Source organism: Flavobacterium limi, from assembly GCF_010645075.1.
GTDB lineage: Bacteria > Bacteroidota > Bacteroidia > Flavobacteriales > Flavobacteriaceae > Flavobacterium > Flavobacterium limi.
Genome location: NZ_JAADZV010000007.1, coordinates 61,732 through 82,976 on the forward strand (window position 1 = coordinate 61,732; position 21,245 = coordinate 82,976).

The following is a 21,245-nucleotide window of genomic DNA, read 5'->3' on the forward strand; positions in this document are numbered from 1 at the left end:
CACCTTATAAAATCGTAATCATAAATTGTTTACTTTTAATTGGAAATTTTAAACTCTACAGCTATGAAAAAATTATTATTGTTATGTTTTATGATTGTTTTATCAGGTAATTTTTATGCTCAGGAAACAGTAAAAACAACAAAGACAAAGACCGAAGCAGAAGCTAAAAAGAAAAAAGCAGCTGCAGATAAAGCTAAGACAGAAGCCCGCAAGGCAAAAGAAGCAGCTGCAAAAGCTAAAAATACAGCAGATAAAGAGGCTGTAAAAGCAAAAGGTGCCACTAATAAAGAGGCTGCTAATGCAAAAAGTACAGCAAACAAAGAAGCTGCAAAAGCTAAAGATGCAGCTGACAAGGCTAAGAAGTCTGCTTCAAAAACAAGCACTAAAACTTTAAAAGAAACAAATGAGAAGGCTCCAAAAGTAGCCGATAAAGTTACCGGAGAATACAATGGTAAAAAAGTCTATACCGGACCAAAAGGCGGAAGATATTACATTAACAAAAACGGTAATAAGACATATATCCAGGATTAAAAACTTTCTGTCTGACCAAAAAAGTCCGGATTTCTATTGAGAAGTCCGGACTTTTTTAGTTTATTCATTAAAAAGAAGTTATCTATATCCCAAAGGGCTTCGACTCCGCTCAGCCTGACATTCTTTATTCAATTACTGGCTAGAATTAATTTTTCATTGAATTTTGATTTGACATTTATTGCAGTTGAAGTTGACATTGATATGATATTGAAGTTAATTTTTGGAATCTGAATTTCAGAGTTAATAATTTAGTAATGTATCCGAAATAACAAAAAAAGAGTATTTTTTTATCTTCGTTTGAAAATCGCCAATATGAGCATTGAATATACTGCCAATAAAACAATTTTAATAACTCCTTTAAACTGGGGATTAGGTCATGCTACGAGATGCATCCCAATTATAAAAGCTTTACAGGATAATAATTATATCCCCATAATTGCTTCAGACGGAATTGCATTGGCATTACTGCAAAAAGAATTTCCATATATACAAACATTAGAACTTCCTTCTTACCATATTGAATATGCCAAAAACGGTAAAAATTTTAAATGGAAACTGATTAAAAGCTTACCTAAAATGATTACTGCTATTCTAGATGAAAAGAAAATAGTGAATTCATGGATAAGAAAGTATGATATTGACGGCATAATTTCTGACAACAGACTTGGCGTTTTCAGCAAAAAGGTACCTTCAGTATTTATCACACACCAATTGAATGTGATGACCGGAAATACTACAAAATTCACTAGTAAATGTCATCAGTATTTTATAAAAAAATACGATCAGTGCTGGATTCCTGATACAGATGGAGACCCAAATTTAACAGGTGATCTGGGGCATTTGAAAGACAATGATTTACCTCTGAAATACATAGGGCCTTTAAGCAGAATGCGCCAGAAAGAAACCCCGAAGCAATATGATTTAATGATAATACTTTCAGGACCTGAACCTCAACGAACTATGCTTGAAGAAAAACTGCAAAATGAGATCGTTCGATATACGGGCAATATTGTATTTGTAAAAGGTGTAGTCGAAAAAACACAAACCAAACAGCAAATCAAAAATGTGACATATTACAATTTTATGAATACCAAACAGCTGGAACAGACCTTTAACGAAAGTGATTTGGTTTTATGCCGATCAGGTTACACGACTGTGATGGATCTGGCAAAACTGGGTAAAAAAGCTTTTTTTATACCAACGCCTGGACAGTATGAACAGGAATATTTAGCGATAAAACTTCAGGATGAGCAATTGGTACCTTATGCAACACAAAACGACTTTACAATTGAAGATCTTTCAAAAGCAAAATCGTTTAAAGGTTTGTCCCAATTCAAAAACAATATCGACTGGGAATCTCTGTTTACTGTTTTTGAGAAGTAATTTAGAAATTGAACTGCGCCTGCAATCGCAATAAATTTCCTTGTTGTCTGTTAACAGGCAGAGCACTGTCTTCAAATGTTCTGTCGGCAATAACATACTCTGCGACTAATTCAAATGCTTTAATCGGCTGCCATTCCACACCAATTTGATAATCTCTTACAACGTAACTTCTCGCATCTTTTTCATATTTTTTACCTCCGTCATAATACTGAAATTTGGCAAAAGGATAAATATGCTGTTTTTTAATGTCCCATTTATAATTCAGTAAAACGTAACCTCCATTTAAATCTGTAACGTCAACGGAATTTGTTGTCGGATTGTAACGGGGACCAGTACCAATATTATACTCGGTCTGAATACCAAAAGGTTTTGGATATAAAACAAAAGTAGCCCCTATTCTTTCATCCTTTACATATTGTGGATCACTGTTAACTGTTACGCCCGAAGAAACTTCTCCGGTAAAAGCCCATTTTCCGGTATAGGCCTGAATTCCTGGCTCAATAATCTGGTTTCCAATAACAAACGGATAAGTCAGCCTTGCTACCACATTTAAATCTCTGTTTCCGTCTATTTTGTTGGCTATTTGTCCATTGTAGGCTCCCAGGGCAAAAACCCCAAAATCACCAGAACCTTTGAAACCGTCTTTTACCAGCATTTCAAAACGCTGCCTGATTTCTGCTGGTGCCCAATAAAAGAATAATCCTAAATCACGTTCGTTAGATATTGCACTATTTATACCATCTGCACGGTCTAAAGTCAGACGCTGCGAACTGGACTGCATGTTCTCGAATCCATACGGAATTTTGCTCTGTCCGATGCGTACCCGATATTCTCTTTTTTTATCAAAAGAAAGATCAAAATACAAATCGCGAATCTGAACAAAGTTATTAAGACCACTGCCTGGTGAGCTCGCAAAGTCAGGCTGAAAATAGAAAAACACATTTGGATGAACCTGTCCTGAAAATACTAAACGTGCACGTCGTATAAAAAGTCCGTTATTTGCTTTTGCATCAGGAGCAGTTGAAGTTGTTCCCCAGGATTTATCACACTGATCGCAGGAAACTTTGTCATTTGTAGAAAACAAACCGTTGTATCTTATTTGTGCATAACCTCTTAAAGAGATTCTGTCATACCAGTGTTCTTCAATCCCTCCACCGGATTTAGTATCAGGAAGTTTTGCCTTATTAATAGAATCTAAAATACGCATCACTTCGTTTTTTACATCCTGTTTATTCAATTCCTGCGCATTTGCACCGGTGAGAAGCAGTACTAAAGCTGCTATTAATGTCCTTTTTATCATTTTTTCTATTGCCCTTAATTTCAGGATGCAAAGATGTAACTACCTGTGTTAAGAAATCATTAACCAGATGTTATTATAATAAAAATTTAATGTTACGGGTCAAATTCTTGTGTTGATTTATTGTTAAAACCGTTGTTTTACAGCTTTTACAAAAAGTGAACTTACAATTATTTAACCTCAGCTTTTGCCGTTTTATTTGCTTTTTCAAGCGTAAAAGAGAATTCCGAACCAATACCGAACTCACTTTCTACATACACTTTCTCCTTATGCGCTTCAATTATATGTTTCACAATTGCCAAACCTAAACCGGAGCCACCTTCAGAGCGTGTTCCGCTTTTATCGACTCTGTAAAAGCGTTCGAAAAGACGTGAAATATTTTGTTTTTCAACCCCTTCGCCATTATCGCTAATACGAATTAAGACTTTTTTCTTAGTGAGATTTACTACACCAACTTCAGTCAAGCCTCCTTCTTTTCCGTATTTGATAGAGTTTACAATCAAATTTTCCAAAACCTGCTGAATTCTGTCTTTATCCCCTTTCACTATTAAGGATTGAACATTCTTGCTTTCGAATGCTAATTTGATTTTCTTTTTATCAGCTTTCATTTCCAATAAATCAAAAACATTGCGAATCAATTCGACGATATCAAATTCGATAATATTTAAATCCAGATCACCTGACTCTAATTTGGTAATCATATCAAGATCTTCAACGATGTAGATCAGGCGTTCTACTCCTTTTTCTGCACGCTTTAAATACTTTTTCCGAATGGTTTTGTCATCCATCGCACCGTCCAGCAAAGTCGAAACATATCCCTGAACCGTAAATAATGGTGTTTTAAGTTCGTGTGAAACGTTTCCTAAAAATTCTCTTCGGTATTGTTCCCTGATTTCGAGCATTTCAATTTCGAGTTTTTTATCGGTTGCAAATTTTTTCACCTCACGGGAAAGCGTTTCCATATCGGTAGTAATTGGCTGGTTGATAAGAGGCGTTGATTCAAGCAAGGAAACCTCATCGTAGATTTTCTTAACTCTTCTGTAAATAAAACGCTCAACGCGATATTGTAATACTAAAAATGAAAAGATGTAAACTGAGATTAAAAAGATTATTCCAAATCCTGCCTGATACTTTAACTGATTCTTATAAAACATATTCATGAGCAACAACACAAATCCCGTTGTAAACAAGCTTATGTACAATGCCGATTTGATAGCAAATCTGTAGGTTTTTTTGAAATTGATTTTCATTTAAATTAAATTAATTAACCATTAAGGGAAGAATTTCACCATATAAATAATATAAGTTCATTTAAAAAGCAAACTTGTTTTTTATGCCTTAAATGAATTGTAAAAAAGTCAATCTTCATCAAAGTATTAAATTTGACAAAGATTGACTTCGATTATGATAGTATAAATTTAATGAACTTATATTATTTATATGGTTCAAATTTATACTGAATATTTAAGCTTCAAATTTATAGCCTACTCCTTTTATGGTTTTAAAAAGATCTTCGCCAATTTTTTCGCGCAATTTTCGGATATGCACATCTATTGTTCTTCCGCCTACTACCACTTCATTGCCCCAAACCTTATCTAAGATTTCATCTCTTTTAAATACTTTTCCGGGTTTTGAAGCCAGTAAATAAAACAATTCAAATTCTTTTCTTGGCAGTGAAATCTCGATTTTATCTTTAATAATTTTGTATTCTTCACGATTGATTTCTATTCCGCCTACATTTAAGGTATCTGTAACTACTTCCTGTTCTTTTAACCTTCTTAACAAAGCCTTTACTTTACTTACTAGTACCTTTGGCTTAATAGGCTTTGTAATATAATCATCAGCACCCGCGTCAAAACCAGCCACTTGGGAGTAATCTTCACTTCTGGCAGTCAAAAATGTTATGATAACGTTATTTAATTCAGGGATTTTTCTGATGTTTTCGCAGGCTTCCATTCCGTCCATTTCGGCCATCATTACATCCATAATGATTAATTCCGGCAATTCTTTCTGAGCCTTTGCTATAGCTTCTTTTCCGTTTGAAGCCGTTACAATCTGATAGCCCTCCTGAGCAAGGTTATAGCCAACGATTTCTAAGATATCCGGTTCATCATCAACTAATAAAATCTTGGTTTGTGTTTTTTTCATAAATAACAAAAATTGAGTTTTTTACATCAAATTTCCTTTAATATATATTCGATGTTTTTTATTTCACAGCGTAAATATAGTAATAAAAGAACCGTATAAAATTGGAGTTAACGGTAATTTAATCTGGTAACAATTTGATAATCTTGACAACACAAAAACATAACAAGTGCCTAACATGAACTTTACAGTGCGTTTATTTCTTTGCACCAAAATAAATTAACACAACACTGAAAATGAAATTCAATTTAAAATTTCTAATTATTGCATTATTTATCTGTTCGATTTCTATCGCACAAAACAAAGGTACGATTTCCGGAGTATTAACCGACAAAGAAACGAATAATGAAGCACTTCCTTTTGCAAATATTTTAATTAAAGGAACAAACATTAGTACCAACACTGACATTGACGGAAAATATTCCTTATCTGTAAATCCGGGAGACTACACTGTTATTTTTAGTTTCGTTGGATATGAATCTGTAGAAAAAGCTGTTACTGTTAAAGCAAATGAAACTACCACTGTTAATCAGGTATTATCTTCAGGAGGCTATACACTGAAAGATGTTGTTGTAAAATCATCAACAGTGAACAGACAAAAAGAATCCGCTTTACTTCTGGAACAAAAAAATGCTGTAGATATAAAACAGACTATCGGTGCACAAGAACTTTCCAGAAAAGGAGTTAGTGATGTTGCGGCCGCTGTTGCAAAAACTACGGGTATCACAAAACAGGAAGGAACAGGAAATATATTCGTAAGAGGTTTAGGTGACCGTTACAATTCTACTACTATGAACGGATTACCAATGCCGTCAAATGATCCGGAAAAGAAAAACATCAATTTGGATATTTTTTCTACCGATATTGTGGAATATGTTTCTATTGACAAAGTTTATAACAGTAAATTATACGGAGATTTCGCCGGAGGAAATGTGGATATTATCTCTAAAGATTATAAAGGTGACGGATTCTTCAAAATTGAAATGGGTTCAAATGTAAACACAAATGCATTAGCCGAGGATAACTTCAAGCTACAAAAAGGCACTGGAAGTTTTGGATTTTCAAATCCATCAATTCCAAGCAATTCTCTTACCGAATATAATTACAACACCTTACAGATGGATGGTAAAGTTCCTTTTGCAGGATCAATTAACTTATCTGGCGGAAAATCTTTTAACGTTGGGGAAGATGGGAAATTAGGCTTTTTTGCTACAGCAAATTACAGCAATGAATATGCCTCTATTAAAGATGGTTCTGCTAAAGGAGGTGTAAACGGTGCTGGTGTTATAAACAAGGATTTCAATTCTTACACTGACATGAGTTATCAAACAAATGCGACCGGCTTATTGAATATTGGCTATAAAATTAATTCAGCTAATAAAATTAATTTCAATACAGCATACATCAATACATCCACACAGTCTAAAGAAGAATATTACGGATATATTGTTGATATAGCAGATGAAGGAAACGGATTGATTCGTCGTTTTAACTACGAAAAAAACAGTCTTTGGATCAATCAGTTATTGGGTGATCACAAATTATCAGACAGATCAAAATTATATTGGGGAACATCGTACAACCTTATTGACAGTTCAATGCCGGACAGGGTTCAGAACATTTTAAGAAATGAACCTAATGGTTATGTTATATCTACTGTTTCCCGACCTGATAACAACAGATATTTTCAAGAACTAAAAGAAGATGAATTAGCGGTAAATGCTGCGGTTGATTATAAATTTGGAAAATCTTCAGATGATGAATATAAAGGAAAAATTACTTTAGGAGCATCAGGAAGAATCAAAAGCAGAGATTTTGAAGCTACTCAATTCAACTTTCAGTCAAATAACGATTACAGAAACTTTATCGTTGATCCAAATAACTTAGATTTATTTTATAATAATACAAATCTACAAAACGGATACTTTGACATCTATACTTTTAGAGGAAATGCAGAAGTTCCAAATGCATTAGATCCACAAACATACAACGGTAAACAAACTATTTTTGGTGGATTTGCCAATACAGAATATAAATTCAACAAGTTAACTGCTGTATTAGGACTTCGTTTAGAATCTGTAGTTCAGGATGTAGAGTGGGATACGCAATTGGGTGATGTTGGAGACGACCAATTAAGTAAAATAGCATTTTTACCAAGTTTGGTAATGAAATACGAATTGAATGAAAAACAAAATTTACGTTTTGGTTTTAGTAAAACATACACATTGCCTCAATTTAAAGAAAGAGCTTTGTTTGTATACGAAGAAGTATTACAGGTAAAAGTAGGTAATCCATATCTGTACGAATCTGATGATTACAACTTAGATATCAAATGGGAAATGTTCCCTAAAAGCGATGAGTTAATCTCGCTTACTGCTTTTGGAAAATATATCCTCAACCCAATGAACGAAGTTACGATTGCCTCATCTTCTAATGACATTTCATACATCAACACTGGAGATTATGGATATGTCGCAGGAGCAGAAGTCGAATACCGTAAACAAATTCTCAGTATTGATGACAACAAAAAACTTACTGCTGGAATTAATGCATCATACCTATACAGCAATCAGGAATTAAATTCTGAAAAAGTAATTGAAGAAACAGATTATCAGGTTGATTTCACTAATTCAAAAAGTCAGTTTACAGGAGCTTCAGATTTACTATTAAACGCAGATCTTTCATACCTGACTCAATGGAGCAATAACGAAAAAAGTTTAAATACAACTGTTGCTTACTCTTACTTCTCTGACAGAATAAATGCTATTGGTACAAACGGAAGAGGAGATCTGGTAGACAAAGCATTTGGCTCATTAGATTTTATTGCAAAAACTAAATTGAATAAAAGCTTAGGATTAGATTTAGTTGTAAGAAACATTCTAAACCCTAAAATCAACAGAGTTCAGGAAAATGCTTCTGGTGATGTAAACATGTTATCATACAAAAAAGGTATGGGAATTAGTTTTAAACTAAACTATACTTTCTAAGATAAAAACATAAGTAGATAAGGGACTGGCATTTTTGTCAGTCCTTTCTTTTTTGCAGAATATTAATTTAACACCATAACATTCACTTAATACAAAAGTGTCTTTTTTTTAAACTAACAATTACACTCGCTTAACATCTAAAAAAGATTTCCGGTTCATCTTTGCAATAGAAAACAAACACAAATTATTAAAACAATTATGAAAAATTCAGTTGTAAAATTAATGGCAGTTGTTGCCTTATCTACTAGCTTATTTACAAGCTGTTCAAGTGATGATGATAATAACAAACCTTCATCTACATTTGTAGCCGACCCAGCAAACTTTACCGGAGAAATTAACGACGGAGAAGTTGTTCTTGATGCATCTAAAGTATACAAATTAACTGGAAAAATACAAGTAAATAGCGGAGCAACACTAACAATTCCTGCAGGAACAGTTATTGAAGGAATTGGTGGTACCAAATCTTACATTGCTGTTGCACAAGGAGGAAAAATCAATGTAAACGGTACTGCTGCCAAACCAGTAATTATGACTTCTGGTCTAACAACTAAAGCTCCTGGAAACTGGGGTGGTTTAGTACTTTGTGGTAAAGCTCCTATCAACCGTGTAAGTGGCGGTGCCAGTACGGCTCAGTCTGAAGTAGCTGACTTAACTTACGGCGGAACTATCTCTAACGATAACTCTGGCTCTATCAAATATTTAAGAATTGAATACGCTGGAGCTACTTTTAACGGTGATAAAGAATTTAATGCTCTTTCTTTCTTCGGAGTTGGATCAGGTACAACTGTTGAAAACGTACAGGCTTTTCACGGTTCTGATGACGGATTCGAATTCTTCGGAGGTTCTGTAAACACTTCAAACTTAGTTGCTATCGGAAACGAAGACGATCAATTTGACTGGACTGAAGGATGGAATGGAACAAACACTAACTGGTACGGAAAAATTGATTTCGGAAAAGGAAACAGAGGTATTGAAGCTGATAACTTTGAATTTGGATACGCTTACACTCCAATCGCTAACCCAACTATCACAAACATGACACTTATTGGACCTGGAAGTGCTGCAGATGCTTCTATCTACAAAGAGAACCAAGGTATCAAATTTAGAAGAGGTACTAAAGGATTGATCACAAATGTAGTATTAAGCGGCTGGTCAACAGGTGTTGATGTTGAAAACGACGAAACTATTGCTTTTGTTGGAACAGCCTTAAAAGTAACGGGTGTTAAATTCACTGACGTACCTGCACAAACTAAAGGAAAGAAAACAGACGGAACTTCTGCTAATGTTGCTGCAGTTGCTACAGAGTTAACTACTGCTACAGGAGCTGGAAACGGAACCGCTGCCCCATCTTGGGCTACTGGCTGGTCAGTTGGATTCTAATCAGTTCGAATAGAAAATGTTAAAAACATCCTAAATATTTAGGATGTTTTTTTTTGGTGTAATTTTTGAAAACTTTTTTTTGTATATTTACTTATCTAAAATAATGCGATGGCAAAAAATTACTTTTATATTACTTTCTTACTGGCTTTTTTCTTTACTGTTAGTGTTTCGGCACAAGACAGTAAACCAACGCCAAAAACTCAGGGAACTCCTATAGAGGGACTAAACTTGTACCCTAACCCTGTAGTAAATGGAAAAGTATATATTACTTCAAAAAATGATCTGGAAAAAGAAATTATAATTTTTGATGTATTAGGTAAAAAAGTACTTCAGGCACATTTGACTACAAAGGAATTAAACATAGGGGATTTAACACCGGGGGTTTACATCATAAAAATAAGCGAACAAGGGAATTCGGCAACAAGAAAACTGATTGTTCGATAAACATCAAAAAAACACTCATAAAGCTCCATAATTTGGAGCTTTTTTATTGCCTTTTGACTTACAATAATTTATACCTTTGCATAAAAAAGTTTTGATTACAGCCAGCGATATATTCACCATTTCGAGTCAGAAACAATTTGAAAAGATAGCACTTAAAGTGTTTCGTTTTCAACATCAGAACAACAAAGTATATCGTAATTTCTGTGATTTTTTAAACGTAAATCCACAAGAGGTAAAATCACTTGAAAAAATACCTTTTTTGCCTATTCAGTTTTTCAAAAGTCACGAAGTAGTTTCTAATTCCGATTTCCCACAGCTTACTTTTACCAGCAGCGGTACTACCGGAATGGTTACTAGCCGGCATTTGGTTACTGATGTTTCTCTTTATGAAGAAAGCTACCGAAAAGGCTTTTCACAATTTTACGGCAATATCGAAGATTACGTTGTTTTAGCCCTTTTGCCTTCATATCTTGAACGCGATGGCTCTTCGTTAATTTATATGGTCGAAGACTTAATAAAACTCTCCAATCAGCCTGATAGCGGGTTTTATCTGCACAATCACGACGATCTGATCAAAAAGCTGACTGCATTGGAGGAATCCGGACAGAATGTGATATTGATTGGCGTTACTTATGCTTTATTAGATTTGATCGAAAAACATCAGTTCAGTCTTCAAAATACCATCATCATGGAAACCGGAGGCATGAAAGGCAAACGCAAAGAAATGATCCGCGAAGAACTGCACGAACAGCTCTGCAAAGGCTTTGGCGTTTCTTCAATTCATTCAGAATATGGCATGACCGAACTTTTGGCTCAGGCATATTCTCTGGGAGACGGTGTTTTTGAATGTCCTTCGTGGATGAACATTCTGGTTCGTGATCCTGAAGATGCGCTCACTTACGTGAAAGACGGAAAAACCGGTGGAATAAACGTTATTGATCTGGCTAACATCAATTCCTGTTCTTTTATCGCTACGCAGGATCTGGGCAAAAAAAATCCCAACAACTCTTTCGAGGTATTGGGACGCTTTGATAATTCTGATATTCGTGGGTGTAATTTGATGGTGCTGTAATTATTCATAAATATCTTTTCGATGTCCTAAATCAATAACATCTATAACAAGTATGTCATCAAATATTTCATATATAATCCTATAATCACCAACTCTAATCCTATATCCAGGTCTTCCCTTAAGTTTTTTATAACCATTAGGTCGTGGATTTTCAGCCAAATCATAAATATTCTTTTTAATTGACGAGTAATATGGCTCATTAATTTTGATTAAAATCTTAAGGACTTTATTTCGAAATTCAATGTTATATGCCATTATTTTGCAGCTTTACGCTTTTCTTCAATAATTTTAAAAGCATCATCTATAGAAATTCTAAAGCCGTCATCATTTCTTTTGGCTTCATCGTACAATTTAATATCTTCTAAATCTTCCAATTTTTCCAGAAGCTCATTATATTGTTTAATTGGTAATAAAACAGCAGTTCTATTGCCTTTATCGTCTGTTATAAATTGTGTTTTCATAATTATTAAAATGCATTCAGGTAAAATTAAGAATTTATTTCACTCTAATCACAAAATAATTTTTCTTTCCGCTTTGTAACAACACAAACTGATTGTTAATCAAATCATCTGCAGTTAAAACAAAATCTTCTTTAATTTTTCCTCTGTTTACAGAAATTGAATTAGCAGTCAACGCTCTTCTCGCTTCTCCGTTTGATTTAAAAAAACCTGTTTTTTCGTTTAAAACAGTAATAATCTCCAATCCGTTTTCTAAATCCGCTTTTGCGATTTCTGCTTGCGGAACTCCGTCAAAAACTTCTAAAAAGGTTTTTTCATCCAGTTTCTTTAAATCATCCGCAGTTGAATTTCCGAACAAAATATTCGAAGCCTGAATCGCTTTTTCCAATTCTTCTTTACTGTGAACAAAAATCGTGATTTCTTCGGCTAATTTCTTTTGTAAAACTCTCAAATGCGGTGCCGTTTGATGTTCTGCAATCAAAGTTTCAATTGTATCTTTATCTAAAAAAGTAAAGATTTTAATATATTTCTCAGCATCAGCATCGGTTGCATTTACCCAAAACTGATAAAATTTATAAACCGAAGTTTTATCTGCATCCAGCCATACATTTCCTCCTTCAGACTTCCCGAATTTAGATCCGTCTGCTTTTGTAATTAAAGGTGTCGTTAACGCAAAAGCTTTAGCATTTTCACCGCCCATTCTGCGTACTAATTCTGTACCTGTGGTAATATTTCCCCACTGGTCAGAGCCTCCCATCTGCAAAAGGCAGTTGTTGTTTTTATATAAATGATAAAAATCGTATCCCTGAATTAACTGGTAGGTGAATTCAGTGAAAGACATTCCTTCGCCTTCTCCGTTAATTCTCTTTTTAACAGAATCCTTCGCCATCATGTAATTTACCGTAATACGTTTTCCAACTTCACGGGCAAAATCAATAAACGAGAATTCTTTCATCCAGTCATAGTTGTTTACCATGATTGGTCCGTTTGGTTCATTCGAATTAAAATCTAAAAAACGTGACAAAACACTTTTGATTCCGGCAACATTTTTAGCTAAAGTTTCTTCGTTCAGCAAATTTCTTTCATCAGATTTTCCGGATGGATCACCAATCATTCCGGTTGCACCTCCCACCAAAGCAACGGGCTGATGACCAAAATTCTTTAAATGAACCAGTAAAATAATCTGAACCATGCTGCCTATATGCAGCGAATCTGCCGTTGGATCAAAACCAATATAAGCCGATGTTACCTCTTTTAGCAATTGTTCTTCCGTTCCTGGCATGCTATCATGGTACAAACCGCGCCACTTTAATTCTTCAACTAGATTCTTCATTTTAAAATATTTTTGCGCAAATGTAATCAATATCAATTTCAATGGCAAAAAACAATGGCAATGGGAGTTTTAAAAAAGCAATCTTAATTGACAACCATTTATAAAATCTATAATCCATTTTTAAAATCACATATCTTGGAAGTATTCTATACTCCGTTTTTGAAGTTACAATATCACTTATATACGATTGCCTAAAAGTTCTCGTATCAAACAAATTTTTAGCCGATAAGGAAAATGACAACTTATTATTTGTAACTATGTAATTTGCTCTTAAATCGAGAAAATAATATTTACTATTCTGTCTTTCTAAATTTCCAAAATAGTACCTTTCAGTTTGAACTTCTGCATTCAAATTTTTATTAAAAACAAACAGCAAATCCAAAAAAGAAATATTGTCTGTGTTTTTGTTAATTACTGAAGTTTTAAATTCTGTAATTGTCCATTTAGAACCCAGATGGTAATTAAAAAAACCGTCAAAACTTGATTTCCATTCAGGACCTAAAATAAGCGTCTCCGATTTTACCTCTCTTAAATCACTATTGTTTACAATATTCTTATAATTTGATTTTGAATAATTTACATCTATTTTTATTATAGATGAAATTGAGCTTAATAAGTAACCAACATCTGCTTTTAAATCAAACATTGATCTGTTTTTAATAATGATTTTTTCTGTTTGGGAACAATCAGGCTGAATTAAAGTATTTGTAGAATAAAAATCATGGTTTTTATAATAATTAAAAGAGGTGTTTGATGAAAACTTACTATCCCAATCCCCAAACTTATAATTCAAAAAAAGGGAGTTAGATTGTAGTTGATTAAATTCTCCTGTACCTTTTTCAAAACTTCTGTAATTAGTTAAAACATAGCCATCAAATATGTCCAAGATTTTGGCATTTGTTGTATTATAAGAGTAAGATCCAATAATAGTATGTGTTTTATTAATTTCCCAAAGAGCTAGTATTGATGAATTTATAAAAAAAGGATTTTGACTTTGATTCTCTTCTCTTATTTCTAATTTCGTAAACAGCTGATGCAATTCTAAATTCGCTCCTATTGCAAATCTTCCAAAAGCATGATTATATTTAGTCTTAAAATAAGTATCGCCCGAATTATATTTAACCTTATTATTGTAACCTTCCGGGGCATTTATCACATTTTCATCATCTGCAAACTCTAACTTGGAATTTAAAACATCCAGCCGGTTTTGAATGCCAATCCTCATATCTAATAAATTCCCTTTTTCTTTTTTAGCCAGCAAATGAGCTTCAAAACCCGAAAACTGCATTTTATTTTCGCTTATTTGCCTAACATCGTTCGCTTTTACTCCTACTGGCAATAAATCCTGAAAAAGGAAAAAATTGTTATAATATTCCTGTGGTGTTTTTTCTGCAATAAATCTACCGGTAAAAATTAAAACTTTATTATTTTCAAATCGGTTTGAATAAACTGCTTTTTGATCAATTAGTTGATTATTTTCACGTAGTTTTTCGTTTGTATTTTCGTCATTAAATAGTAATGTTGTCTTGGTATTATCCTCCTGATGATTGAATTTAGCAACATACTCAAACATTTGATTTTTAGAAATATCATAATTAAAATCAAATTTACCAAAGCCAATAGTTTTCTTTTTATTTAATGTGTAGTCTTCAAAATTAGTAAAAGACACATCTCCGGAATTATAAGAATCAATTCCTTTTCTAAAAAAAGTATTATTATCGGAATTGAAGAATCCCATTATTTTAACTTTTATCTTCGGAGAAACTGTAAAAATAGAATTTAGAGAAAGTAGTTCGGCATTATTAAAATTGGTTCGATCATCTTTTAGATTTGGCCGAAACCCGTTTAGATTAATTAATTTATTAGCATTTTCAGTGTCTCCAATATTACTTATACCATCTGAATTAACTGGTCTGATGATATAATCTACATCTCCCACAGCATCAACTCCCAGATTATTAAAATTCCCAATTCCGTAATATTTCACTTTTTTTCTAAACGACATAAGATTGGTTCTTACCTCGTATCGGTTTTCGGACACTACACCATAACCCAAACTCATATTACCAAACCATTGTGTTTTAATGTCTTTTTTTAGTGTAAGGTTTAGGGCTACTTTATCACTATTCTCAATTCCTTTCAGCAAGCGGTTATTCGAATAACGTTTGTAAATTTCTACATTATCAACTGCAGATGCATTTAAATTTTTTGTCAATAATTTATAACCATGCTCAAAAAAATCATCTCCCTCAACCATGACTTTCTCTACTTCTTTATTCCCAACTTTAATAGTACCGTTTTTACTGATATTTAGACCCGGAATCCTTCTCAACAAATCCTCAACAACAGTTTCGTTGCCTTTTGCAAAAGCTTTTGCATCAAATATTATAGTATCTTTTTTTATTGTGACAGGTTTCTCTTTTTGAATAATTATTTCATCAAGAGTCATTGCTTCATCTGTTAGAACTACATTATGGATATATTTTTTATTTTCCTCAACCAAAATTATTAAACTAACAGCTTTGTAAGACATTGCAGCAAAAGTTATCTCTAAATGGCCTGTTTCAGATAATTCCAAAAAATACTTTCCATCATTATCAGTATGCGTAAAAGCCACAACAGACTGACTTCCTTTTGGTTTAACTAATACATTGCCAAAAGACACTCCATTACCCTTTCTATCAACCACACTCCCTGATAGTGTTACCTGAGCTTTTAAAAAATTAGATGGAAAAATCAGAAAAAATAAAATTGTAATGAGATTAATTTTCAAAATATTGATTTATTTTTTCTTGTCTGTTTCCCACTCATACTTTAGTTCAGGACCGCTTCTTTTGTCAAAATCACCAAAATCAACCACCGTACCTCTGGACACCGATTTTCGTACAGTTGCCATAAATGCTTTTGTTTTTTCATCTGTTTTTTCAACAAACTGCCTCAAAGTCAGTTGTTGCTTTACTTTTTGAGCATCTAAAACATTAAAATCAAACGATTCAGCAGACTGATTGTTTATTTTTGTTGCTGTCCAGTGATAATTATTATCTGTATCATAAACCTCCAGTATTAATCCAGGTAACCCATAAAATTTCCATGGACCAAACTGCGATGAGATATACGGAGTATACCAAGCTACATAATTACGCCCTCTGAAGCTTAAAGTAGCTTTATTGCAAACAAACTTATCTATTATTTTTGATTCTCCGTCTTTACTTAATTTCCAATTCATAACAGGCAAATCTTCTGTTACTTTATATTTCGAATTAAAAATACGATCAGTTGCAACAATTGTTTTATTATCTAAATTTATGGATTGATATAAATCCATTGGGGTTTCATATACAGTTGAGTTTTGTTCATCCCCATCCTTTGTCTCTGGTATTACATCGGCTAATGTTTTAGATATTGATTTATCCTTCAAATATTTCAAAATTACTTTACCATAGGAAGGATTTTGAAAAGTAACTATATAATTATATTCAACTACGACTGCAACTGTTTTTTTAGATTGTCCAACTACTAAAAAACTGAACAAGCTAAAAATTGAGATAATAAAAAATTTTCATAATTAGTATTTTAAACAGGACAGGACAAATCCCATCCTGTGCTTATCTTATAAGTATAAATTAATTTCGTTATTCTTTTTCAGCCAATGGCAACAAAATCTCTTCAGAATCTATCGCCGTATACTCTCTCAAAAGCATTTTTAATAATTCTACATCTTGCTTTAAAAATACTTGACAACAACTAGTACTGCTACAATCATCATGGTAGAATGATATCTTTTTAGATACCCCGTAATTTTTATACCATACCGTTGTAGTACAACCATAATACATTTCTTCTCCATTTTGTTGCTTTTCTTTCTCTTTTTCTTCCCTTGTACCTGCAAACATTCCTGATATAAACAGAGACAAACATAAAACTAATGCTAATTTCTTCATAATTACAGGTTTAAATTAATAAATTTTAATATACAATCGACTTTATTTATTTCAAAAGCGCTTTTGAGTCAAAATAAAATACGTCATATTTTCGCTCAAAGAAAATAAGTTTATTCCGATTAAAAAATGTCTCAATCACATTTTGAATGTGATTGAGACATAATATACTTACAAAAATAGCTCTACAAGTGAGTATATTTATAAAAAACTGCTATCTATAGATTACAACACTACTGCTCAACCAACATTTTCAGACATGAAGCTAAATCAAAAAGTAAAACTGATAAGAGAATCTAAAAAAATATCTCAAATTTATCTTGCACATGAGCTAGGATTAAATCAATCACAATATAGCAGAAGAGAGAAAGGTGAAATACAATTTAATTCTGATGAAATAATTAAGTTATCGAATTTATTAGAAACATCGATTTCTAGTCTTTTTGATGAACAACAAAATATAATTTCACATAAATGGGATTATAACAACATCAATTCAATTTCTTCTAAACTAATTGAGCAATATGAACATCGTCTAAAAGAAAAAGATGAAATGATAAAACTTCTACTTAAAACCAAGTAATCCTGTTATAATTTTTAATTTAATGAATCATTCAATATCTTTACAAAATGGTATTAGTAACAGGAGGAACTGGCTTAGTTGGCGCACATTTATTGCTTCATTTAGTTGAAAATGGAGAAAATGTCCGGGCTATTTACCGCAACTCAACCCATATTCAAAAAACAAAATCGGTTTTTGAACTATATAAAAAGGGTGATTTATTTGAAAAAATCGATTGGCTTGAAGCCGATATTCTTGACATTCCTTCATTAGAAATTGCCTTTATTGATATTGAATACGTCTACCATTGTGCTGCCTTGATTTCTTTTGATCCAAAAGATGAGGATGCACTTCGAAAAACCAATATCGAAGGAACTGCCAATATGGTTAATTTTTCTTTAGCCAAAGAAATAAAGAAATTCTGTTTTGTAAGCTCAATTGCCGCTTTGGGAGATTTGCAGCTACACGAAACTTACATTACCGAAGAAACCGACTGGAATCCGGAAAAACCACACAGCGACTATGCTATTTCAAAATACGGCGCCGAAATGGAAGTTTGGAGAGGCGTTCAGGAAGGCTTAGATGTAATTATTATAAATCCCGGCGTTATTTTAGCTCCCGTTGCTACAAAGTCAATTTTTGAACACGGAAGCAATGAACTGTATCTAAAAGTAAGTAAAGGGCTTTCATTCTACACCCTTGGAAAAAGCGGATTTATCACTATAAATGATGTTGTAAGAGTAGCTTTTGAACTCATGAAAGGCGATATAAAAAACGAACGTTTTACGCTAATCGCAGATAATATTGTTTTCAGGGACATCCTGAATACGATTGCAGAGGTTTTAAAAGCAAAAAAGCCAACAATTCACGCCACGCCGCTGTTCATGAATCTTCTTTGGATTGCAGATGGCATATTTTCAACTTTATTTTTTCAAAAAAGAAGTCTCACTAAAGCAACTGCAAAAGCATCATATTCTAAAAATCTGTATTCTAATGAAAAAATAAAAACCGCTCTGGGAACGGTTTTTTCAGATGTGCGACAATACATAAACGAATCGTCGAAATTATAGTCCTTTATGCTGAAGTCGTCTCATTCTTTTTACAGAATCGATATTTACTTTTTTTACAACTTTCTTTTTGACAGAATCTTTAGGAGTTTCTTTTAACTTTTTCTTTTTCGCTTCAGCTGCTTTTTTCGCATCGGCTGCCTTTTTGTTTTTGGCAGCTTTTTTTTCCTCAGCTTTCAGCTTTTTTTCTGTACTCTTTTTTTCTTTATCTAACCTTGCATTTATTTCATCAAACATTTCTTTGTAACTGTCATAATCAGCAGCATAGTACATATTGCTTTTGGCAAATTGCAGACTGTCAACTTTGTATTTTTTAAAAATAAATTTCGTAGGATTTGATTCAACTGAATCCAACGATAACGGCTGCTGGTATTTTATGGCTTCCAAAAGAGACAGATCATATATAATATCGATCATCTTTTCTTTCTCTATAAGCTTAGCAGGTTCTTTGACCAGCTCTTTTTTACAGCTTACAGAAAAAAATAGAATCAATATTATAAATACAAAATTCTTCATTGCAATTTATCTGTTAAATAATAATCGTTTTCCGGCACGGACATCTTTTACCTTAAAGTTGTTATATACCATTTCGCCATTCACAAAAGTATGGGTAATTCTCGATTTGAAAGTATAGTTTTCAAACGGAGACCAGCCACATTTATACAAAATGTTCTCTGGTTTTACACTCCATGGCAAACCTGGATTTACAATAACCAAATCTGCATAATATCCTGCTTTTATAAAACCTCTTTTTTCGATTTTAAAGATCTTAGCAGGATTATGGCACATTTTCTCTACGATTTTCTCTACCGTGATTTTTCCCTGATGGTACGCTTCAAACATCGCAACAACAGCATGCTGTACTAAAGGTCCTCCTGAAGGAGCTTTTAAGTAAGACTGTAATTTTTCTTCTTTCGTATGCGGTGCATGATCGGTTGCAATAACATCAATGCGGCCGTCGTTCAGGGCTTTCCAAAGTTCTTTTCTGTCATCAGCTGTTTTTACAGCCGGATTCCATTTGATGAAATTTCCTTTTGTTTTGTAATCTTCATCGGTAAACCAAAGATGATGCACACAAACCTCAGCCGTAATTTTTTTCTCTTCCAGCGGAATTTTATTCGTAAACAATTCCATTTCTTTCGCCGTTGAAAGATGGAAAATATGCAAACGGGCTCCGGTTTTTTTCGCCAAAGCAACTGCTTTTGAAGATGAAATGTAACAAGCCTCTGCACTTCTAATTAAGTTATGGGCTGTTACGGGAATATCATCTCCGTATTTTTCTTTGAATTCAGCCAAATTATTCTGAATCGTAGTTTCATCTTCGCAATGAACTGCAATCAGCATTGGTGTACTCGAAAATATTCTCTCTAAAGTCGCTTCGTTGTCAACCAGCATATTTCCTGTTGAAGAACCAAGGAAAATCTTGATTCCGGCAACATTTTTAGGATTTGTTTTTAAAACTTCTTCCAGATTATCATTGGTTGCCCCCATCATAAACGAATAATTCGCAAATGATTTCTGGGAAGCAATTTGATATTTATCTTCTAAAATTTCCTGCGTAACTGCATTCGGAACTGTATTAGGTTGTTCAATAAAAGAAGTGATTCCACCGGCAACAGCCGCTCTCGATTCAGATTCAATATCACCTTTATGTGTTAATCCCGGTTCTCTAAAATGCACCTGATCGTCAATGGCACCCGGAATCAGATAATTTCCTTCTGCATCTATGACTTTACAATCAGATGATTTTAGACTGATGCTGTCTGCAACTTCAACAATTAAGTCGTTTTCTATTAAAACATCACCTTCAAAAATCAATCCTTCGTTTACAATTTTGGCATTTTTTATTAAAATCCTGTTCATCGCCGTTCGTTTATAGTGTGTTGAATAATTTTTTTAATCGGAGAGAAATAACTCCAAGAATCGCTTCTTTAATAATAGCATTGCTCATTTTTGAGACTCCTTTTGTACGATCTGTAAAAATAATCGGAACTTCTGTTATTTCAAATTTACCACAATAAGTTCTATATTTCATTTCGATTTGAAAAGCATACCCAACAAATTTGATTTTATCAAGGTTTATCTTTTCCAGCACTTCTCTTTTATAACAAACAAAACCTGCTGTCGCGTCGTGAATTTTCATTCCGGTAATAAATTTCACATATACCGAAGCAAAATAAGACATCAATACCCGGCTTAGTGGCCAGTTCACCACATTTACGCCTGTAACATAACGGGAACCTATCGCTAAAGAAGCACCTCCAAAATGACAGGCATCATATAATTTTTCAAGATCGTTTGGATTGTGTGAAAAATCAGCATCCATTTCAAAAATGAAATCATATTTACGTTCCAGTGCCCATTTAAAACCATGAACATAAGCCGTCCCAAGACCGGATTTTTTAGCTCTTTTTTCAAGAAATAATCTTCCCGGAAATTCTTCCTGAAGCGCAATTACTTTATTAGCAGTGTGATCCGGCGAATTATCATCGATGATTAAAAGGTGAAAAGATTTATGTTGCGAAAGTACAGCACGTACTATACTTTCTATGTTCTCAATTTCGTTATAGGTAGGAATTATGACAATACTATCATTCATTTTTTCTGCGTAATTTCACCGCAAAAGTAAACTTTTTATAGCATTTGGT

At 33.4% G+C, this 21,245-nt stretch carries 20 protein-coding genes; 8 read left to right on the forward strand and 12 right to left on the reverse strand.

The window, feature by feature from the left end:
* Positions 1-63 precede the first annotated feature (63 nt).
* Entirely contained in the window at positions 64-531 is a 468-nt protein-coding gene (locus tag GXM16_RS14955; protein ID WP_163395297.1) for a hypothetical protein, read from the forward strand.
* Positions 532-843: 312 nt separating this feature from the next.
* Entirely contained in the window at positions 844-1,914 is a 1,071-nt protein-coding gene (locus GXM16_RS14960) for a glycosyltransferase (protein WP_163395298.1), read from the forward strand.
* Position 1,915: 1 nt separating this feature from the next.
* Here GXM16_RS14960 and GXM16_RS14965 read toward each other — a convergent pair whose 3' ends face one another.
* The 3 genes from GXM16_RS14965 to GXM16_RS14975 all read right to left on the reverse strand — a co-directional run bounded on the left by GXM16_RS14965 (position 1,916) and on the right by GXM16_RS14975 (position 5,359).
* Complete coding sequence (locus tag GXM16_RS14965) at positions 1,916-3,214, reverse strand: porin (protein WP_163395299.1); 1,299 nt, start codon at positions 3,212-3,214, stop codon at positions 1,916-1,918.
* A 167-nt stretch (positions 3,215-3,381) separates the two neighbouring features.
* Positions 3,382-4,461, reverse strand: a complete 1,080-nt coding sequence (locus tag GXM16_RS14970; RefSeq protein ID WP_163395300.1) for a sensor histidine kinase — start codon at positions 4,459-4,461, stop codon at positions 3,382-3,384.
* 214 nt (positions 4,462-4,675) lie between these two features.
* A complete protein-coding gene (locus tag GXM16_RS14975; RefSeq protein WP_163395301.1) occupies positions 4,676-5,359 on the reverse strand; it encodes a response regulator transcription factor in 684 nt (227 codons plus the stop codon).
* Between the two features lie 233 nt (positions 5,360-5,592).
* On the opposite strand from GXM16_RS14975, the gene GXM16_RS14980 reads away from it, so the two are divergent.
* From GXM16_RS14980 to GXM16_RS14995, 4 genes are all read left to right on the forward strand, one after another.
* Positions 5,593-8,343, forward strand: a complete 2,751-nt coding sequence (locus GXM16_RS14980; protein ID WP_163395302.1) for a TonB-dependent receptor — start codon at positions 5,593-5,595, stop codon at positions 8,341-8,343.
* Between the two features lie 198 nt (positions 8,344-8,541).
* Positions 8,542-9,723 (forward strand): hypothetical protein, encoded by a 1,182-nt coding sequence (locus GXM16_RS14985; protein ID WP_163395303.1) that lies wholly within the window; start codon positions 8,542-8,544, stop codon positions 9,721-9,723.
* A gap of 108 nt (positions 9,724-9,831) precedes the next feature.
* Positions 9,832-10,167, forward strand: coding sequence for a T9SS type A sorting domain-containing protein (locus GXM16_RS14990; RefSeq protein WP_163395304.1), 336 nt, complete (start codon positions 9,832-9,834; stop codon positions 10,165-10,167).
* 91 nt (positions 10,168-10,258) lie between these two features.
* A complete protein-coding gene (locus GXM16_RS14995) occupies positions 10,259-11,239 on the forward strand; it encodes a LuxE/PaaK family acyltransferase (protein WP_163395514.1) in 981 nt (326 codons plus the stop codon).
* Here GXM16_RS14995 and GXM16_RS15000 read toward each other — a convergent pair whose 3' ends face one another.
* From GXM16_RS15000 to GXM16_RS15025, 6 genes are all read right to left on the reverse strand, one after another.
* Positions 11,240-11,494 carry a type II toxin-antitoxin system RelE family toxin gene (locus GXM16_RS15000; RefSeq protein ID WP_163395305.1) on the reverse strand — a complete coding sequence of 85 codons (255 nt, stop codon included), beginning with the start codon at positions 11,492-11,494 and terminating at the stop codon, positions 11,240-11,242.
* Entirely contained in the window at positions 11,494-11,700 is a 207-nt protein-coding gene (locus tag GXM16_RS15005) for a hypothetical protein (RefSeq protein WP_163395306.1), read from the reverse strand. The genes GXM16_RS15000 and GXM16_RS15005 overlap by 1 nt, the downstream gene beginning before the upstream one ends.
* Before the next feature lie 34 nt (positions 11,701-11,734).
* Positions 11,735-13,030, reverse strand: a complete 1,296-nt coding sequence (gene tyrS / locus GXM16_RS15010) for a tyrosine--tRNA ligase (protein WP_163395307.1) — start codon at positions 13,028-13,030, stop codon at positions 11,735-11,737.
* A gap of 1 nt (position 13,031) precedes the next feature.
* On the reverse strand, positions 13,032-15,803 hold the full coding sequence (locus GXM16_RS15015) for a peptidase associated/transthyretin-like domain-containing protein (protein WP_163395308.1): 2,772 nt from the start codon (positions 15,801-15,803) through the stop codon (positions 13,032-13,034).
* A gap of 9 nt (positions 15,804-15,812) precedes the next feature.
* A complete protein-coding gene (locus GXM16_RS15020; protein ID WP_308422538.1) occupies positions 15,813-16,580 on the reverse strand; it encodes a GLPGLI family protein in 768 nt (255 codons plus the stop codon).
* 82 nt (positions 16,581-16,662) lie between these two features.
* Positions 16,663-16,971: a hypothetical protein gene (locus tag GXM16_RS15025; RefSeq protein WP_163395310.1), complete on the reverse strand. Its 309-nt coding sequence runs from the start codon at positions 16,969-16,971 to the stop codon at positions 16,663-16,665.
* 256 nt (positions 16,972-17,227) lie between these two features.
* Between GXM16_RS15025 and GXM16_RS15030 the strand changes: the two genes are divergently transcribed.
* Together GXM16_RS15030 and GXM16_RS15035 are read left to right on the forward strand one after the other, a co-directional pair.
* Positions 17,228-17,551, forward strand: coding sequence for a helix-turn-helix domain-containing protein (locus GXM16_RS15030; protein ID WP_163395311.1), 324 nt, complete (start codon positions 17,228-17,230; stop codon positions 17,549-17,551).
* 47 nt (positions 17,552-17,598) lie between these two features.
* The gene (locus GXM16_RS15035; protein ID WP_163395312.1) at positions 17,599-18,600 is read left to right on the forward strand and encodes an NAD-dependent epimerase/dehydratase family protein; all 1,002 of its coding nucleotides are present in this window, start codon (positions 17,599-17,601) and stop codon (positions 18,598-18,600) included.
* On the opposite strand, the gene GXM16_RS15040 is transcribed toward GXM16_RS15035, so the two are convergent.
* The 3 genes from GXM16_RS15040 to GXM16_RS15050 are packed head-to-tail and all read right to left on the reverse strand — an operon-like array spanning position 18,595 to position 21,196.
* Positions 18,595-19,113: a DUF4296 domain-containing protein gene (locus GXM16_RS15040; protein ID WP_163395313.1), complete on the reverse strand. Its 519-nt coding sequence runs from the start codon at positions 19,111-19,113 to the stop codon at positions 18,595-18,597. The two genes, GXM16_RS15035 and GXM16_RS15040, sit on opposite strands and share 6 nt — an antisense overlap.
* A 6-nt stretch (positions 19,114-19,119) precedes the next feature.
* Positions 19,120-20,460, reverse strand: a complete 1,341-nt coding sequence (locus GXM16_RS15045) for a dihydroorotase (RefSeq protein WP_163395314.1) — start codon at positions 20,458-20,460, stop codon at positions 19,120-19,122.
* Between the two features lie 10 nt (positions 20,461-20,470).
* On the reverse strand, positions 20,471-21,196 hold the full coding sequence (locus GXM16_RS15050) for a polyprenol monophosphomannose synthase (protein ID WP_163395315.1): 726 nt from the start codon (positions 21,194-21,196) through the stop codon (positions 20,471-20,473).
* Between the last annotated feature and the right edge of the window lie 49 nt (positions 21,197-21,245).

Bases quoted from the DNA above. Each gene is read 5' to 3' on its own strand.
- GXM16_RS15035 (WP_163395312.1), top strand. From the start codon at position 17,599: ATGGTATTAGTAACAGGAGGAACTGGCTTAGTTGGCGCACATTTATTG.
- GXM16_RS15000 (WP_163395305.1), bottom strand. From the start codon at position 11,494: ATGGCATATAACATTGAATTTCGAAATAAAGTCCTTAAGATTTTAATC.
- GXM16_RS15030 (WP_163395311.1), top strand. From the start codon at position 17,228: ATGAAGCTAAATCAAAAAGTAAAACTGATAAGAGAATCTAAAAAAATA.
- GXM16_RS14980 (WP_163395302.1), top strand. From the start codon at position 5,593: ATGAAATTCAATTTAAAATTTCTAATTATTGCATTATTTATCTGTTCG.
- GXM16_RS15025 (WP_163395310.1), bottom strand. From the start codon at position 16,971: ATGAAGAAATTAGCATTAGTTTTATGTTTGTCTCTGTTTATATCAGGA.
- GXM16_RS15005 (WP_163395306.1), bottom strand. From the start codon at position 11,700: ATGAAAACACAATTTATAACAGACGATAAAGGCAATAGAACTGCTGTT.
- GXM16_RS14975 (WP_163395301.1), bottom strand. From the start codon at position 5,359: ATGAAAAAAACACAAACCAAGATTTTATTAGTTGATGATGAACCGGAT.
- GXM16_RS15045 (WP_163395314.1), bottom strand. From the start codon at position 20,460: ATGAACAGGATTTTAATAAAAAATGCCAAAATTGTAAACGAAGGATTG.
- GXM16_RS14965 (WP_163395299.1), bottom strand. From the start codon at position 3,214: ATGATAAAAAGGACATTAATAGCAGCTTTAGTACTGCTTCTCACCGGT.
- GXM16_RS15040 (WP_163395313.1), bottom strand. From the start codon at position 19,113: ATGAAGAATTTTGTATTTATAATATTGATTCTATTTTTTTCTGTAAGC.
- tyrS (WP_163395307.1), bottom strand. From the start codon at position 13,030: ATGAAGAATCTAGTTGAAGAATTAAAGTGGCGCGGTTTGTACCATGAT.
- GXM16_RS14990 (WP_163395304.1), top strand. From the start codon at position 9,832: ATGGCAAAAAATTACTTTTATATTACTTTCTTACTGGCTTTTTTCTTT.
- GXM16_RS15050 (WP_163395315.1), bottom strand. From the start codon at position 21,196: ATGAATGATAGTATTGTCATAATTCCTACCTATAACGAAATTGAGAAC.
- GXM16_RS14970 (WP_163395300.1), bottom strand. From the start codon at position 4,461: ATGAAAATCAATTTCAAAAAAACCTACAGATTTGCTATCAAATCGGCA.
- GXM16_RS14960 (WP_163395298.1), top strand. From the start codon at position 844: ATGAGCATTGAATATACTGCCAATAAAACAATTTTAATAACTCCTTTA.
- GXM16_RS14955 (WP_163395297.1), top strand. From the start codon at position 64: ATGAAAAAATTATTATTGTTATGTTTTATGATTGTTTTATCAGGTAAT.
- GXM16_RS14985 (WP_163395303.1), top strand. From the start codon at position 8,542: ATGAAAAATTCAGTTGTAAAATTAATGGCAGTTGTTGCCTTATCTACT.